Origin of the sequence: Vreelandella sulfidaeris (genome assembly GCF_042429665.1) — a bacterium.
In the GTDB taxonomy this organism is placed as follows: domain Bacteria; phylum Pseudomonadota; class Gammaproteobacteria; order Pseudomonadales; family Halomonadaceae; genus Vreelandella.
Genome location: NZ_JBHMAC010000003.1, coordinates 25,637 through 43,370 on the forward strand (window position 1 = coordinate 25,637; position 17,734 = coordinate 43,370).

Annotated in this window: 8 protein-coding genes; all 8 read left to right on the plus strand. The window is 58.5% G+C overall.

Going from position 1 to position 17,734, the window contains the following annotated elements; all coding sequences use genetic code 11:
- Window position 1 precedes the first annotated feature (1 nt).
- The 8 genes from treZ to glgB all read left to right on the plus strand — a co-directional run bounded on the left by treZ (window position 2) and on the right by glgB (window position 17,718).
- Entirely contained in the window at window positions 2-1,834 is a 1,833-nt protein-coding gene (treZ, locus tag ACFFLD_RS01750; RefSeq protein ID WP_386035756.1) for a malto-oligosyltrehalose trehalohydrolase, read from the plus strand.
- Entirely contained in the window at window positions 1,831-3,972 is a 2,142-nt protein-coding gene (gene malQ / locus ACFFLD_RS01755; protein ID WP_386035759.1) for a 4-alpha-glucanotransferase, read from the plus strand. Before treZ ends, malQ begins: the two co-directional genes overlap by 4 nt.
- A complete protein-coding gene (gene treY, locus ACFFLD_RS01760) occupies window positions 3,965-6,763 on the plus strand; it encodes a malto-oligosyltrehalose synthase (protein WP_386035762.1) in 2,799 nt (932 codons plus the stop codon). The genes malQ and treY overlap by 8 nt, the downstream gene beginning before the upstream one ends.
- A 151-nt stretch (window positions 6,764-6,914) precedes the next feature.
- Window positions 6,915-7,679, plus strand: a complete 765-nt coding sequence (locus tag ACFFLD_RS01765) for a DUF2934 domain-containing protein (protein ID WP_386035764.1) — start codon at window positions 6,915-6,917, stop codon at window positions 7,677-7,679.
- Window positions 7,680-7,742: 63 nt separating this feature from the next.
- Window positions 7,743-9,941 carry a glycogen debranching protein GlgX gene (glgX, locus tag ACFFLD_RS01770; RefSeq protein ID WP_386035767.1) on the plus strand — a complete coding sequence of 733 codons (2,199 nt, stop codon included), beginning with the start codon at window positions 7,743-7,745 and terminating at the stop codon, window positions 9,939-9,941.
- A gap of 70 nt (window positions 9,942-10,011) precedes the next feature.
- Window positions 10,012-12,039 (plus strand): alpha-1,4-glucan--maltose-1-phosphate maltosyltransferase, encoded by a 2,028-nt coding sequence (locus ACFFLD_RS01775; RefSeq protein ID WP_386035770.1) that lies wholly within the window; start codon window positions 10,012-10,014, stop codon window positions 12,037-12,039.
- 101 nt (window positions 12,040-12,140) lie between these two features.
- Complete coding sequence (treS, locus tag ACFFLD_RS01780) at window positions 12,141-15,488, plus strand: maltose alpha-D-glucosyltransferase (RefSeq protein WP_386035773.1); 3,348 nt, start codon at window positions 12,141-12,143, stop codon at window positions 15,486-15,488.
- Window positions 15,481-17,718 (plus strand): 1,4-alpha-glucan branching protein GlgB, encoded by a 2,238-nt coding sequence (glgB, locus tag ACFFLD_RS01785; protein ID WP_386035776.1) that lies wholly within the window; start codon window positions 15,481-15,483, stop codon window positions 17,716-17,718. Before treS ends, glgB begins: the two co-directional genes overlap by 8 nt.
- Window positions 17,719-17,734: the final 16 nt, after the last annotated feature.

The following is a 17,734-nucleotide window of genomic DNA, read 5'->3' on the forward strand; positions in this document are numbered from 1 at the left end:
GATGTTTGATAGCAGCCGGTCTCAGGAAGCACCGTTTCAACCTACCTTTGGCGCACAGGTCGACGAGCATGGGCATACCCGGTTTACGCTCTGGGCGCCGGGGGCACAGCGTGTCGATGTAGAGGTCGAAGGCAAGCCAAGCGTCACCATGAGCAAGACAGACGATGGCTGCGTTACGGCCGAGGTAGCCTGCGGCCATGGCGCCCACTACCGCTACCGTATATTCGCCGATGACAGCGACCACACAGGCACCTTGGTGCCTGACCCCGCCGCGCGTGCCCAGGCAGGTGATATCGACGGCCCTAGTGTGGTCATCGACGCTAACCGCTATCAGTGGCAACACACCGATTGGCAGGGGCGCCCGTGGCACGAAACGGTACTTTATGAGCTGCATATTGGCACGCTCGGTGGCTTGCAGGGCGTTCGTCAACGCCTGCGCTACCTTGCCGAGCTCGGCATTACCGCCATTGAATTAATGCCGGTCTCGGAATTTCCCGGTGCTTGTAACTGGGGCTACGACGGGGTGCTTACCTATGCGGTGGAAGCCTCCTACGGCAGCCCTGATGATCTGAAGGCACTGGTCGATGAGGCCCATTCACTGGGCATCATGGTGTTTCTTGATGTGGTCTATAACCATTTCGGCCCCGACGGCAACTACCTGGCTTCCTATGCGGACGACTTCTTTCGCGAAGATATCGTTACCCCGTGGGGAGCTTCCATCGACTTTCGCCAACCGATGGTACGGCGCTATTTTATCGACAACGCGTTGATGTGGCTGCAGGAGTATCGCCTGGATGGGCTTCGCTTTGATGCCGTCCATGCGATTAGCGAGCAGGACTTTCTGGTCGAGCTTGCCGAGACAATCCGCACCCGGATAGGGCCGCAACGCCATGTTCATCTAGTGCTTGAGAACGAAGCCAATTCGGCCAGCCTACTCAAGCCTGAGCTGTTTACGGCGCAATGGAACGACGACTGGCATAACGTACTACACGTATTGCTGACCGGTGAGCAGGAAGGCTATTACAGCGATTTTGTCGACAACGCCACGCCTCGGCTGGCTCGCTGTCTGAGCGAGGGGTTCATCTTCCAAGGTGAATCATCACGCCATGGCCGTTCTCGTGGCGAGCCTAGCGCCCAGCTCCCCCCCACCGCCTTTGTGGCGTTTCTTCAAAACCATGACCAAACCGGCAATCGTGCCTTGGGTGAGCGATTAAGCCTGCTCGCTGACCCCGACTCGCTCGCGGCAGTGACGGTACTACTGCTGCTTTCGCCGATGGTGCCGCTGCTGTTCATGGGCGAAGAGTGGGGGTCCAAGCGGCCCTTCCTGTTCTTCACCGAACATAAGGAAGAACTCGCCCAAGCGGTTCGTGAAGGGCGGCGGGCCGAATTTGCCGACTTCAGCGCGTTTCTCGATGAAGCATCGCGGGAGCGCATACCGGACCCCAATGCCCAATCGACCTTCGAGGCCTCCCTTCCCGATTTTGACGCGCGTGAAACGCCTCCCTATGCGGACTGCCTGGCGCAATATCGCACGCTACTCGCGCTGCGCCATCGGCACATCGTACCGCGGCTTCAAGGAGCCATGGCATTGCGGGCCGACGTGCTGGCGGACAAGGCGGTGCTGGCTCGTTGGCAAATGAATGATGATAGCCAACTTGTCATCGCGCTCAACCTTGGCGATCAGCCGGCGCCCACTCCTGGCCTGGGAGTCGGTCAGCTACTTCATGAAACAATCGAAGGCGTCGCGATAGCCGCCGAGAAAGGCCAGCTACCGCCCCGCGCCGCTGCCGCTTGGTTGCGTCACAACCCCGGTGACGAAGAGGTAAGTGCATGAAAGCGTCGTTAAAAGAACTCGCCGAAGCAGCCGGATTGCTGCTGGAATGGGAAAACAGCGACGGCGAGCCGTGCCAGCTCTCTGAACAGGTCCAGCGCAACCTTTTGCAGATACTCGGCTTTCCTAGTGAAAGTGACGCCGATATTGAGGAAGGACTGCAACGTTTACGGCGCTTGCACACACCGGATAGCCCCGCAGAATGGCCGCCATTGCTCACCACTGATGGCGATATGCCGACACCGTTGCCGACCTCGCTGGCGGCTGGCACCGCCTTTACCGTGATGCTAGAGCAAGGTGGCAGCGTAGAAGGGCATCTCAGTAAACAAGGCGTTTTACCCGGCATTACCGAAATCGGCTATCACCAACTGCGTATAGCCGGTAGCGACGTCACCCTGGCCGTTGCTCCAGCCAAGTGTTTTTCACCCGCCGATGCCTGCGGTGAAGCGGTGCCACGCCTTTGGGGCTTGGCAGCGCAACTTTACGCGTTGCGCCGTCCGGGTGATGGCGGTATAGGTGATGTCCTGGCGCTTGAGCAGTGTGTGACCCGCGCCGCTGAGCAAGGCGCGGATGCATTGGCCATCAGCCCCACACATGCCATGTTCAGCGCCAATCCGGAGAATTACAGCCCCTATTCCCCCTCTACCCGGCTGCTCCATAACGTGCTTTATAGTGCCGCAGAAACGCTGTTCGGCGAGCACTATGTCAATGAGGCCCAAACGCGTAACGGCTTGCAGCAAGAACTGCGCCGCCTCGAAGCCAACGATTACATTGATTGGCCGGAAGCCGCGCGAACCAAGCTTTCATGGCTGCGCTTTCTTTACGATGACTTCATGGCCCGCGACGATGACGACGCCGAGGCCTTACGCCAACAGTTTCAGACCTTTCGCCAACAGGGTGGCGAACTGCTTGAGGATCATTGCCGCTTCGAAGCGCTGCAAAGAGAGTTCGGCCCCAGCGACTGGCGAGAGTGGCCCGAGGAGCTACGCGACCCCGCCAGCCCAGAGCTTGCTCGCTTTGCACAAATCCGCGCCGATGAAATAGGCTTTCATGCGTTTTTACAGTGGATCACCGCCGATGGCTTGGCGCGTGCCCAGCAAAGAACGCGTGAGAGTGGCATGGCGATAGGCTTGATCGCCGACCTGGCGGTGGGCGTCGATGCAAGCGGCAGTCAGACATGGAGCCGTCAGGGAGACATGCTGGAAGGCGTCTCCATCGGTGCGCCACCCGACCTATTCAATGGCCAAGGCCAGGACTGGGGCCTGGCGCCCTTCTCTCCTGATGGCCTGAAACGCTCGGGGTTTCGCAGTTTTATCGACATGCTGCGCAGCGCTTTTGCTCATGCGGGCGGTCTACGCATCGACCATGTGCTTGGTTTATTACGGTTATGGCTGGTCCCCCATGGGAAATCAGCAACCGAAGGCGGCTACTTAAGCTACCCACTGGACGACATGTTGCGGTTAGTTGCCCTGGAATCATGGCGCCACCGCAGCATCGTGATCGGTGAAGACCTGGGCACCGTGGCTCCCGGCTTTCGCGAGCGTCTCGCTGCTCGCGGCATATTGGGCATGCAGGTGCTGTGGTTTGAACAGGATGAGGAGCAGCATTACCTGGCTGCCAACGAATGGTCTGGCGACGCCATGGCCACTTCCTCGACCCACGATCTTCCCACCGTCGCTGGCTGGTGGACGGGCCGTGATATTGAATGGCGCAGCCGCCTGGGGCTGCTCAAAGAGACACAAACCGCTGACAGTGAACGCCAAGCTCGCCGCCTGGAGCGGGCCAAACTGGCCGCCACGCTGGGATTGCTGGGCAGCGCACCGACCACTGAAACACTCGAAGCGGCTGACATTCCCGCGTCACAGATACTCAATGCCTGCGTTCATCATCTGGGGTCTACGCCCGCACCGTTGGTACTACTTCCGGTCGAGGATGCCCTGGGTCTAGAAGAACAAGCCAACTTGCCAAACACCATAGATGAACACCCTAACTGGCGCCGCCGCTGGACATCAGAGGCCGATCAACTGTTGACCTCTGACGAAGTTCATCAGCGACTTGCCACGTTAGCCCGCGCGCGCAAAGTAGCCTCTCAAAAACAACCGTCCCACTCCGCCTTATTTGGCAGGTCTATACATGAATGAGATCCGCGCCACCGTACGCTTGCAGTTTCATCGAGGCTTTACCCTTGCGGACGCCGAACGCTGGGTAGACTATTACGCCTCCCTTGGCATCAGTCATTTTTACGCCTCGCCACTGCAAGTGTCGCGTGCAGGCTCCTCGCATGGCTACGATGGTGTCGACCCCACCCGCATCGACCCGGAACTAGGCGGCGAGGCAGCGCTAGAACGGTTAGTGACTCGGCTACGCTCAAAGGGCATGGGGCTAATTCTCGATATCGTGCCCAATCACTTGGCGGTAGGCGGCTCGGAAAACCACTGGTGGCAGAATGTATTGACCTGGGGGAGCGACAGCCCTTATGCCGGGTTCTTTGATATCGATTGGAACTCCGCCGATCCACAGCTCACCGGCAAACTGCTGATGCCGTTTCTGGGCGCTCCGTACGCTGACGTCCTGCATTCAGGTGATCTGGTGCTGGGCTACGACACGGACGCCGCCAGTTTTCATGTGTCGTATCACGAACACCGCTTCCCTATCGATCCCCGCCATTATGGCGACATATTGCGCTTTGCCGAGCATAACGTGCTGCATGAGCAGGCGGCCTTTTTTGATACTTTGCAGCAAAACGACGACGCCTATAACGCCGCTGACGACGCGCGTCGCCAGCTAAAGACGGTAATGGACGCTCCTGCAGCCCAGCAGGCGCTCAACGCTGTTGTCGCGCTGTTCCATGGCACAACCTCCCACGGGGCCACTCGACTGCATCGCTTGCTTGAGCGCCAACATTACCGGTTGGCATGGTGGCGCACCGCGTCTGATGAAATTAACTGGCGGCGCTTCTTTGATGTTACCGAACTGGGCGGAGTACGCGTTGAAGTGCCGGAAGTGTTTGATGCGGTGCATGCGCTTCCCTTGAGGCTGGTTGAACAAGGCGTTGTCGATGGTCTGCGGGTCGATCATGTCGATGGCCTGGCCGACCCCGGGGGTTACTGCCTGAAACTGCGCCGGCGACTGGATGCATTGGAGTCAAAGCGCCCAGATGAGGTACCCCGTCGTGTCGCCCTCTATGTAGAAAAAATCCTTGGTGAAGGCGAAACGCTGCATACCGACTGGGGCGTTGACGGCACCAGCGGCTATGAATTCATGAACGAGGTCTCGGGGATCCAGCATGATCCTGCCGGCGCTGAGCCTTTACGCCAGTTATGGCACGACGTCAGCGGTCGTCACGCGGACTTCCCTGAAGAGGTGCGCTTAGCCAGACGCGAGGTACTTACCTCTCTGCTGGCCAGTGAATTCCACGCGTGTGCGCGGGCTCTACACGCCGTTGCCCGCACCCAGTTGGCGAGCCGGGATATTACCTTGCCAGCGATTAGCCGCGCCCTTGAGGCGCTCATCGTCCACTTCCCCATCTATCGCAGCTACGCCGACGATAGTGGCCGCCCCGAGGCAGATGCCCCCTTCTTCGCCCAAGCCATTCAAGGGGCTCGACAAGCGCTAAGCCCCCCTGACGCTTTCGTTCTAGAGGCACTGGCGCGTTGGCTGGGCGGCGAAGCACCGCGTGACTGCACGGATGACGAGGAACGTCGACAGCGCCAGCGCGCCATTACTCGGTTCCAGCAGCTTACCTCGCCGGTTGCCGCCAAGGCGGTCGAGGACACCGCCGGGTATCGTAGCGCCGCGCTTATTTCGCGTAACGACGTCGGTTTCGATGGCGAGAACTTCTCCCACTCAATCAGTCACTTCCATTCGGCCAATGGGTGGCGCGCTCGCCATTTCCCCCATGCCATGGTGACGACCGCTACCCATGACCACAAACGAGGCGAGGATGTTCGCGCCCGTTTGGCAGTGCTTAGTGAGTGCTCCGCCCTGTTTACCGCTCACGTTGAGCATTGGCGGCGGATGGCGGCGCCGTTGCGCCGTTCACTGCCTGAGGGTGTGGCGCCCTCTCCTGGCGATGAACTCATCCTTTACCAACTTCTATTAGGCGCCTGGTCACCCACGCTAGACCCGCTGGATGACGACGAGATGCAGACGTTTACCCAACGGCTCATTGACTGGCAGCAAAAGGCGCTGCGCGAAGCCAAACTGCGCAGCCATTGGCTGTGGCCAAATGAGGCCTACGAGTCGGCCTGCCAGGCCTTTCTTGAAGGCGTGCTGACGACGCCAACACTGCGTGATTCTATCGCTTCGGCGGCGCACCTACTCGACTTGCCCGGCGCACTTAATGGTCTGGCGCAAACGGCATTACGTTTATGCGTTCCCGGTGTCCCCGACCTCTATCAGGGAAATGAGTTTTGGGATTACAGCCTCGTCGACCCCGACAATCGCCGCCCCGTCGATCATGAGGCGCGACAAGCAGCTTTGCAGGAGGCGTTATCGCCGTTGGCAACCCTGCCTACCTGGCGTGATGGAAAGATCAAGCAAGCGCTTGTTAATCGCCTGCTGATGCTGCGACAACGCTATCCAATGCTATTCGACCTCGGCGATTACCAGCCGCTGTTGGCCTCCGGCGGCCAATCGCAACACGTGGTGGCCTTTACCCGACGTTATGAGGGTCATCAACTGTTGGTGGTGGTTCCTCGGCTCACCACAGAGCTACTCGATGACGCGGTGCGGCCGCATATTGCGCCGCATCAATGGGGCGACACTCACCTTCAACCGGAAAGCGGTAACTGGCAGGCGGTGCTGACCAACACCACCGTGAGCATTGGCAACGCTGGCGTTCCCCTCGCCACGCTGCTGGCGGAGCTGCCAGTGGGGATTTTTCTGCGCGATAACGAAACGGCCAGTAGCAGCGGCGATCCCCTGCGATGACATCAATCTTGTAGAGCACACCAACATTATCTGTTGGCAAACAACATCCACACAGAACTTCGAAACAGAGCTTCTAAATAGAACTTCGAAATAGAACTTCGAAACAGAACATCGAAACAGAACTTTGAAATCGCACATCGGGAGAGCTGACATGACTGATGAAGACCGCGTACGTCAACTGGCCTACAGCATTTGGGAAGCTGAAGGGCGTCCCGAAGGGCAGCAGCAACGCCATTGGGATAGGGCGCTGAAAATAGTCGCCGCGGAGCAGGCGGCAGGTAACGAAGCCGAGTTGGAAGACGTGAATGAGCCGCTAGACGAAGCGCCTATTCTAGAGGATGGACTCCCACTGGAAGAGGACGAAATGGGCATTCAGGAAAACCGTTTGCCGCTGGAGGACGCCGATGGTGACCCCACCTTAGATGAAGTCCCCTTTCGGGACGACACCTTGGCGGATCAGGACCTGACTATCGAGGATATGCCCATTGAGGATGCCCCGGCTGATGACGTGCTTGCCGACGACGTGCTTGACGAAGATGCACCTGCTGAAGATGCGCTGATAGAGGACGTGCCGGTACAGGATCGTGGTCATCCGCCTCAGACGCCGACGCCAGATGACGCGTCAGGAACGATGGAGCCTATGCCTGAAGAGTCCCATACGGTAGCCCGAAGTAGCCATCCTCGCAGCGACAGTGACCCGCTGGCCTCTGACAGTGACCCGCTGGCCTCTGACAGTGACCCGCTGGCCTCTGACAGCGAGAGCGACACGTCGCCAACGCCTGCCAAGAAACCCCGGCGTGCCTCGTCTTCGCGCAAGACCAGCACGGCTGATAAAGCCGACGCCAAAACGACGAAAGCGACCAAGACCACCAAGAAAGCAGCACCAAAAGCGAACAAACCGAAAACCACCAAGTAGGACGACCGTCACTAGCAAGGTAGTCCAACAGTAGCGTAACCGAACGGCCCAAGGATGAAGTCAATGGATACAAGCCAAGCCACACGGGATAGTGACAAGTCAGTTGCCACGGATGAATCCCCCAGTGTATTGCGGCGCTCGCGTGTGCATGAAGGATGGTCGTTTCCGTTGGGGGCAACATGGGATGGCCTGGGGGTAAATTTTGCGCTGTTCTCGGCGCATGCCACCAAGGTCGAGCTATGCCTGTTTGATGACACCGGCCAGCACGAGCTGGAACGCATTGAACTTCCCGAATATACCGACGAAGTATGGCACGGCTACCTGCCCGATGCCCGACCTGGCCAACTCTACGGTTACCGCGTCTATGGGCCTTATTTGCCCGAAGAAGGCCACCGTTTCAATCATAACAAACTTCTGCTTGACCCTTACGCCAAGCAGATCGTCGGCGAAATAGACTGGGATGAGGCACTGTTCGGCTACATCATCGGTCATCCTGATGGTGATCTAAGTTTCGATGAGCGCGACAGCGCACCGTTCATGCCGCGCTGTCGCGTGGTCGACCCAGCGTTTACCTGGGGGCGCTCGCGCGGGCTACAGCTTCCCTGGGACAAGACCATTGTCTACGAGACGCATGTTCGCGGGTACACCATGCGCCACCCCTCGGTGCCTGAAGCGCTACGCGGCACGTTTGCTGGGCTAATGGTTAACGATGTCGTCGACTACATCAAATCGCTCGGTGTGTCATCGGTGGAGTTAATGCCCATTCACGCCTTTGTTGACGACCAGCATCTATTGGAGCAAGGGCTGCGCAATTACTGGGGTTACAACACCCTGGGCTTTTTTGCGCCTCACTCACGCTACCTGTCGGGCGAAAGCATTCATGAGTTCAAGGAAATGGTGGCGCGCTACCATGCCGCCGACCTGGAAGTGATTCTGGATGTGGTCTACAACCACACCGCTGAAGGCAATGAGTTAGGCCCTACCCTCTCTCTCAAGGGCATCGATAACGCCTCCTATTACCGGTTGATGCCCGAAGAACCGCGCTACTACATCGATGACACCGGCACTGGTAATACGGTGAACCTGAGCCATCAGCGCGTATTGCAAATGGTCACCGACTCACTGCGCTACTGGGCGACAGAAATGCGTGTCGACGGTTTCCGCTTTGACCTTGCCACCATCCTCGGTCGCGAACCCCATGGCTTTGATGAAGGTGGCGGCTTTCTCGACTCCTGTCGCCAGGACCCTATCCTCAGCCAGGTGAAGCTCATTGCTGAACCCTGGGATTGTGGCCCGGGCGGTTATCAGGTCGGCGGCTTCCCCCCGGGGTGGGCTGAGTGGAATGACCGCTATCGAGATACCATGCGGGCTTTTTGGCGAGGAGATGAGGGGCAGCTACCCGAGCTTGCCACTCGCCTGATGGGGTCAGCGGATTTCTTTAACCGCCGCGGTCGGCGGCCGTTTGCATCAGTCAACTTCGTCACCGCCCACGACGGCTATACGCTTCATGACCTAGTCGCCTATAACGACAAGCATAACGAGGAGAATGGCGAGAATAATATGGATGGCCACGACGATAATCTGTCGTGGAACCACGGCGAGGAAGGCCCCAGCGATGACCCCGAGATTCAAGCGCTGCGGTTACGCCAAATTCGCAACTTCATCGCCACCACGCTGTTCTCTCAAGGAACCCCCATGTTGGTGGCCGGTGACGAGCTATTGCGTACCCAGCAGGGCAACAATAACGCCTACTGTCAGGATAATGAGATCAGTTGGCTGGATTGGAATCTCGATGGTGACGCCCATTCAATGATCGAGTACGTGCGCCGAGTAAGTGCCCTACGGCTGCGCTATCCCATTTTACGCCGGGGACGCTTCCTGTCAGGTGAATACAACGAGGAAATGGGCCTTAAAGAAGTCACCTGGCTAGCCCCTGACGGCAATGAAATGGACGTTGAGCGCTGGGAAGACCCTGAAGCACGCACTCTTGGCCTGTTATTGGACGGCCGCGCCCAGCCGAGCGGCATTCGCCGTGCCGGCGCCGATGTCACCTTGCTGCTGATTTTTAATGCTCACCACGAAGCCGTGGCGTTCCAACTACCCGAAGCCCCGAGCGGTAGCGGCTGGCTATGCCGCCTCGATACTCATCGGGCCGTAGAGGAAGAGCCTTTTCAGCGAGCGTTTGGTGAGGAACATGAGATGGAAGGTCGTTCGCTGGCTCTGCTCGAGCTAGTGCAGCAAGCCGACAATCCTGTTACCTAGATCGGTTACCTAACCACTGGCGGCGCGGACATAAGCGCAACTGTTTTCGCGCTGCAAGGAGAAACATGCGATGAGTTCAACTGTCACTCCAGCGCCAGGGGCCGCCCCGGCGCAAGAACAGGAGTCGAGCCATGGCCTCGTGGCCGCTCAGGCCCCGCGTATTGCCATTGAAGCCGTCTCGCCCTCGCTGGATCAAGGCCGTTTCGCGGCCAAGGCGATCGTCGATGAGCCGGTAACCGTGAAGGCGACGATCTTTGCCGACGGCCACGATGTACTGGCAGCCGCCGTCTGTTGGTACGATGACAATGGGCAGCAGCAGCGCGAAACCATGCGCCAGGTGGAACCCCTGGGCCTGGATATATGGGAAGGGAGTTTTATCCCCCACCGAGTGGGACGCCATAGTTTCATCATTGAAGCCTGGTGGGACACGTATTCTACCTACTGCTATGAGTTAACGAAGAAACACCAGGCAGGCGTGCCGATCGCGCTTGAACTTGAAGAAGGCCGACAGCTGATTGAGCATGCCGCCGAGCGCAGTGAGGGGGCCCTTAATGAAGCACTAGCGGCCCTTCACAAGCAGCTTGAGCAAGCTGGCCACGATAGTGACCGGGTCGCTCTACTCTTGAGCAGCGACACCGCCCGGCTGATGCATGAGGCCGATACACGCCCTCACCTGACCCGCAGCGATGAGTCTTACCCAGTGGAGGTAGAGCGCCTGAAGGCCCGCTTTGCCAGCTGGTATGAGCTTTTTCCTCGCTCGGAAACCGACGATCCTCATCGCCACGGTACGTTTAAAGATGTTCATCAGCGGCTGCCCATGATCCGCGATATGGGCTTTGACGTGCTCTATTTCCCGCCTATTCATCCCATCGGTCGGGCACATCGCAAAGGGCCTAATAATACCCTGGAAGCAGGGCCGGACGATCCAGGCAGCCCTTACGCCATTGGCAGCGAAGAAGGCGGGCACGAGGCCATCCATTCGCAGCTCGGCACTCGTGAAGATTTCCGAGAGCTGGTGCAGGTCGCCGCCGACCATGGGCTTGAAATTGCGCTGGATTTTGCTATTCAGTGCTCGCAGGATCATCCGTGGCTGAAGGAGCACCCAGGCTGGTTTTCCTGGCGGCCCGACGGGTCAATCCGTTACGCCGAGAACCCTCCCAAAAAATATCAGGACATTGTCAACGTCGACTTCTACACCGACGAGGCCCTTCCTGAGCTGTGGTACGAGCTGCGTGATATCGTCCAAGGCTGGGTCGATGAAGGGGTCAAGATCTTTCGCGTCGATAATCCCCACACTAAACCCCTGCCCTTTTGGGAGTGGCTGATTGCTGACATTCGCCAGCGCGACCCTGATGTCATTTTCCTGGCAGAAGCCTTCACTCGCCCGGCCATGATGCTGCGCTTGGGCAAGGTGGGCTTTACGCAGAGCTACACCTATTTTACCTGGCGTCACACCAAGGCCGAGATTACGGAATACTTCACGCAGCTCAACGAAGCGCCATTGCGTGATGGTTACCGACCCAACTTTTTCGTCAACACGCCGGATATCAACCCTTACTTCCTGCAGTCATCCGGCCGCGCTGGGTTTCTGCTTCGTGCGGCACTGGCCACCATGGGGTCAGGCCTTTGGGGTATGTACTCAGGGTTCGAGCTCTGTGAAGGCGAGCCGGTACCCGGCAAAGAGGAGTACCTCAATTCAGAGAAGTATGAGATACGCCCCCGCGACTATAGCGCCCCCGGCAACATCGTCTACGAAATCGCCCAACTCAACCGTATTCGGCGGGAAAACCCAGCGCTGCATACTCACCTGGGGCTTACGTTCTGTCCGGTACACAACGATCGCATAGTGCTATTTGCCAAGAGCACGCCCACCCGTGACAACGTCCTCCTTATCGCTATCAACCTTGATCCCTTCGAGCCCCAGGAAGGCGCGTTTGAGCTGCCTTTAGGGCTGTTCGAGTTGCCTGATGAGGCAGCCTTGCATGGGGAAGACCTGATCAGTGGGAAACGCTGGACGTGGCACGGAAAGTGGCAATCGTTACGCCTAGACCCGGCAGGGCTGCCATTCGCCATCTGGCGTATCCGTTCGGTTCAGTAGTCATCCGAGGTGACTTTTAGCGTGGATTCGAAAACGTTTCGTTCTTATCAGCGTATCAGGATCGTTATGTACTCACCGATGAAAACAGAGAGGGCAAGCCAATGATGGATGCCAGCAGCGAAACACACGCCGTCGAGGCGATGGATTTTCTTGACGACCCACTCTGGTATAAGGACGCGGTAATCTACCAAGTACATGTCAAAGCCTTCTTTGATGCCAACGACGACGGCATTGGTGATTTTGAAGGTTTGATTCAGAAACTCGACTATATCGTCAGTCTGGGTGTGAACACGATCTGGATATTACCGTTCTATCCTTCACCTCGGCGCGATGATGGCTACGATATTGCCGAATATACCAGCGTCAGCCCCGACTACGGCACCCTCGAGGACGCCCGGCGGTTTATCGAAGAGGCGCACCGTCGCGGTCTTCGCGTCATTACTGAACTAGTCATTAACCACACGTCCGACCAACACGAGTGGTTCCAGCGCGCCAGGCACGCGCCGCCCGGCTCACCGGAACGCGACTTCTATGTCTGGTCGGACACCGACCAGGCCTACCCCGGCACACGTATTATCTTCCTGGATACCGAATCCTCCAATTGGACCTGGGACCCGGTGGCCGGCGCCTATTTCTGGCACCGTTTCTACTCACACCAGCCGGATCTTAATTTCGATAACCCAGTGGTGCTCGACGAGATATTAAAGGTCATGGAGTACTGGCTGGATATGGGCGTTGATGGCCTGCGTCTGGATGCCATTCCCTACCTGGTCGAGCGCGAAGGCACCAACAACGAGAACCTGCCCGAAACGCATGTGGTGCTCAAGAAGATTCGCGCAGTGCTCGACGAACGTTACCCCGACCGTATGCTGCTCGCTGAAGCCAACCAGTGGCCCGAGGATACCCGCCCTTACTTTGGTGATGGGGATGAGTGCCACATGGCGTTTCACTTCCCTTTGATGCCGCGTATGTACATGGCGCTCGCTCAGGAAGACCGCTTCCCGATTACCGATATTTTACGCCAGACGCCCGAAATACCGGCCACCTGCCAGTGGGCGATTTTTCTACGCAACCATGACGAGCTGACGCTGGAAATGGTCACCGACAAGGAGCGTGACTACCTCTGGAATCACTACGCTGCTGATCGCCGGGCGCGTATCAATTTGGGTATCCGCCGCCGTTTGGCACCGCTGCTCGAGCGCGACCGTCGGCGGATCGAGCTGCTCAACAGCTTGCTGCTGTCGATGCCTGGCACGCCTGTGTTGTATTACGGCGATGAAATCGGCATGGGCGACAACATTTACCTAGGCGACCGTGACGGTGTACGTACGCCCATGCAGTGGTCTGTGGACCGGAACGGCGGCTTCTCGCGCGCCGATCCAGCCAAGCTGGTACTGCCGCCGATCATGGATCCGCTCTACGGCTATCAGACTGTCAATGTCGAAGCCCAGGTGCGTGATTCGCATTCGCTGCTCAATAACATGCGCCGGTTACTCGCCGTGCGCAGCCAGCACCGGGCCTTCAGCCGTGGCACCATGCGGCCGCTCTACCCGGCCAACCGGCATATTCTTGCCTACCTACGCGAGATGACGCTCGATAACGGCGAAACGGAAACACTCCTGTGTGTGGCCAACGTGGCCAGCACCGCCCAGGCTGTAGAGCTCGGCCTTTCCGCGTTCACCGGCCAAGTCCCGGTGGAAATGGTCGGTGGTAGTGCGTTTCCTCCGGTGGGGCAATTGCCATACCTGCTGACCCTTCCGCCATACGGATTTTTCTGGTTCCTGCTGGCCCCGGCTACCGCCATGCCCGAATGGCACGTTCCGGTGCCTGAGCCAATGCCGGATTACGTCACTCTCATTATTAAACAGCGCCTTGAAGAAATTTTCACGGAGACATCCAGGCGATTGCTCGAACGCGAAGCACTCCCCAACTACCTGCCCAAGCGGCGCTGGTTTGCGGCCAAGCAGTCGCGTATCGAGGAAATCAACCTACAGGCTACCGCCAGTCTTGAGTACGGCGGGCATACGCTGTTGTTTAGTGAGCTGGCAATCAAGCATAACCACGGCAGCGAGCGCTACCAGCTACCACTGGCTTTCCTGGGTGAAGAGGAGCAGAGCAATCCGCTCTCTCAACAACTCGCCTTGGCACGCGTACGTCGCTTCCATGAAGTGGGGCTGCTAACCGATGCGGTCACCCTGGATGCCTTTACGCTGGGCGTGCTTGAAGGGATGCGCTCGGGCACCGTGTTGCCTTATGAGAACGGCGAAATCCACTTCTTGCCAACCGCCGCCTTCGCCGAACTGACGCTTCCCGAACATCCTGACGTGGTGCAGCAAAGTGCCGAGCAATCCAATAGTTCGGTGATCATCAACCATCAGTTGGTGCTCAAGGTGTTCCGTCGTCTAGAACCGGGCATCCATCCCGAAGCGGAAATCGGCAGCTACCTGACCGAACGAGGCTTTGCGCATACCGTGCCACTGTATGGCGTGGTAACCCAGCTTGAAGAGGGAGCCACGCAGACACTAATGATCCTGCAAGGCTACATCGACAACCAGGGCGATGCCTGGTCGTGGACCCGCTCGAAGCTGGAACGAGCAATCCGTGAAGCGCTGGCCGACGACGAGCGCGGCAGTGAAGTACACGAGGAGGACCGCTACGGCGCCTTTGAGGAGCTGGAAGAGTTTGCCACTACGCTGGGACGTCGTCTGGGCGAACTGCATATGGTACTGGCCACGCCTAGTGATGATCCGGCATTTGCGCCTGATCACGCCGGGACCTCCCATGTGCAGCACTGGACACAACGCGTGACGCAGCGCGTCGAGGAAGCGCTGGACATACTTGAACAGCATAAAAGCGCCGCCGACAAGGCTGAACAGCAACTCGCTGATACCGTTCTGTCTCAGCGCGCCAGAATCCCTGACGCGATCAAAGCCATGGCGGAGCTTGCCGAAGGCAGTCTGATCACGCGTATCCATGGCGACCTGCATCTAGGCCAGGTACTGGTGGCCCACGACGATGCCTACATCATCGACTTTGAAGGCGAGCCGGCGCGTCCTCTGGAGGAACGCCGCGCGAAGGATAGCCCGCTTCGCGATGTCGCAGGCATGTTGCGCTCCTTCGATTACGCCTACGCCAAGGTGGAAGAGGCGCGGCCAAGCGAGGGTGAAGGTGTCGATTCAGGCGCTGACGCCGGCCACGCGGTGGTGGAGCAGTATTTACTCAGGGGCCGTCAGGCTTTCCTCAATGCCTATTGGCAAGCCACCTTTGACATTCCTCACGAATGGAAAAAAGCGAACGGTGCCGCCGCGGCGGTTGACCTGTTCGTGCTCGAAAAAACCGCCTACGAGATTGCCTACGAAGCCGCCAATCGCCCGGCATGGTTAGGCGTACCATTGCGCGGTCTAGCGGCCATCGTCGAACAACTAAGCCCAGGAGAGCCACATGAATGATGTTAGTCACACCAGACCCATGCTGGATCGCACCTTGTGGTTGACCGAAGGCGACGCCGACGCGCTGACGCAAGGCGGCCACCGCAACCCTTTCTCAGTCCTCGGTATCCATAGCGATGCTGAAGGTCATTTTTTACGCGTATTTTTACCCGGTGCGGTCGGCGTGGATGTGCTCGACCGCGACAGTGGTGAATTGCGTTGCTGCCTAACAGGTATCCAGATCCCCGGCCTGTTCGCTGCTCGGCTACCGCATGCCGCGCCCTATGTATTGCGCATTCGCTGGCCTCAGGGCGAGCAGATCACCGAGGATCCTTACAGCTTCGGTCTGTTACTGGGCGAAATGGACCTTTACCTGCTGGGCGAAGGTAATCATCGTGATCTAGGGCATTGCCTGGGCGCGCAACCAATGACGGTCGAGGGCGTTGAAGGTGTTCGCTTCGCCGTGTGGGCACCCAATGCCCAGCGCGTCTCGGTAGTGGGAGAATTCAATAGCTGGGACGGGCGCCGTCATGTGATGCGCTTGCGTCACCCGGCTGGCGTTTGGGAACTCTTCATACCGAGGCTTGGGCCAGGGGAAGCCTACAAATACGAGATCCTCGATGCTCACGGCACCCTTGGGCTGCGTGCCGACCCTGTCGCCCTGGCGACCCAAATGCCGCCCCATACCGCGTCAGTGGTGGCCGATACCACCCCCTTTGTCTGGCACGATGAGGAGTGGATCGCGAAACGAGAAAACGCCCATGATCCGGCCCGCCCCATTAGTATCTACGAGGTGCATGCGGCGTCCTGGCGTAAACACGGCGGCGACAATGGCGAGCTTTACAGCTGGCGCGACCTGGCCGACCAGCTTATTCCCTATGTGCTCGAGTTGGGCTTCACCCATGTCGAGCTGCTACCCATCATGGAGCATCCGTTTGGCGGCTCCTGGGGGTATCAGCCATTAGGCCAGTTTGCGCCTAGCGCACGTTTTGGCAAACCCGCCGACTTCGCTTACTTTGTCGATGAATGCCATCGGGCAGGTCTCGGGGTGATTCTTGATTGGGTACCGGCCCACTTCCCCACCGACGCCCACGGTTTGGCACGCTTTGACGGCACGGCGCTGTATGAATACGAGCACCCTTTTGAGGGCTTCCATCAGGATTGGGATACCTATATCTACAACCTGGGCAGGCGTGAAGTGCATGGGTTCATGCTGGCCTCTGCGCTGCACTGGTTAAGGCACTTCCATGTCGATGCACTGCGGGTCGATGCCGTTGCCTCCATGCTGTACCGCAACTATTCACGTAACGAAGGTGAATGGATTCCTAACCGTTTCGGCGGGCACGAGAACCTCGAAACGATAGACTTCCTGCGTCATCTCAATGACGTTATCAATGAAGAAGTGCCCGGCACGGTGGTGATTGCCGAAGAGTCCACCGCCTGGCCCGGCGTGACTCAGCCAACCGCCGATAACGGGTTAGGGTTTGCCTACAAATGGAACATGGGCTGGATGCACGACACCTTGGAATACATTGCCAAGGATCCGGTATACCGTGCCTACTCGCATCATGATATGACCTTTCCCATGGTGTACGCCTTTTCGGAACGCTATGTGCTGCCGATTTCCCATGACGAAGTGGTTCATGGCAAAGGCTCACTCATTTGCAAGATGCCTGGTGACGAGTGGCAGCAATTTGCCAACCTGCGCGCCTATCTTTCCATCATGTGGTCGCAGCCCGGCAAGAAGCTTTTGTTCATGGGCTGCGAGTTCGGCCAGTGGCGCGAATGGAGCCACGACCGGGAGCTGGACTGGCCGCTACTTGGCGAAGCTCGCCATGCCGGTGTCAAGCGCTTGCTTGGCGATCTCAACCGCTGCTATCAGGCGCTGCCCGCCCTTCACGAATGCGATAGCGAACCCAAGGGCTTTACCTGGGTAGTGGGCAATGACGACACCAATAGCGTATTTGCCTGGTTGCGCTGGAGTGCGTCAGGCGAGCCGCTGCTGGTCGTTGCCAACATGACGCCGATTCCCCGCGAGGGCTATCGGCTGGGCGTGCCGAACACCGGCGAATGGGAAGAGCGCCTCAACAGCGATGCCGAATGCTATGGGGGCTCCAATATGGGCAACCTGGGTCGCCTCGTCGCCGAGGATTCCCCCCTGCATGGGCAAATCGCCAGCCTTCAGCTGACCTTGCCCCCTCTCGCGGTACTGCTGCTTAGCCCCACTGACCTAGCAAGCGACGCCAAGTAAACCTCCCGCCTCTGAA

What these genes read in the sequence shown, in the direction of transcription:
- treS (WP_386035773.1), top strand. Translation starts at nt 12,141, where the DNA reads ATGATGGATGCCAGCAGCGAAACACACGCCGTCGAGGCGATGGATTTT.
- glgX (WP_386035767.1), top strand. Translation starts at nt 7,743, where the DNA reads ATGGATACAAGCCAAGCCACACGGGATAGTGACAAGTCAGTTGCCACG.
- ACFFLD_RS01775 (WP_386035770.1), top strand. Translation starts at nt 10,012, where the DNA reads ATGAGTTCAACTGTCACTCCAGCGCCAGGGGCCGCCCCGGCGCAAGAA.
- ACFFLD_RS01765 (WP_386035764.1), top strand. Translation starts at nt 6,915, where the DNA reads ATGACTGATGAAGACCGCGTACGTCAACTGGCCTACAGCATTTGGGAA.
- treZ (WP_386035756.1), top strand. Translation starts at nt 2, where the DNA reads ATGTTTGATAGCAGCCGGTCTCAGGAAGCACCGTTTCAACCTACCTTT.
- treY (WP_386035762.1), top strand. Translation starts at nt 3,965, where the DNA reads ATGAATGAGATCCGCGCCACCGTACGCTTGCAGTTTCATCGAGGCTTT.
- malQ (WP_386035759.1), top strand. Translation starts at nt 1,831, where the DNA reads ATGAAAGCGTCGTTAAAAGAACTCGCCGAAGCAGCCGGATTGCTGCTG.
- glgB (WP_386035776.1), top strand. Translation starts at nt 15,481, where the DNA reads ATGAATGATGTTAGTCACACCAGACCCATGCTGGATCGCACCTTGTGG.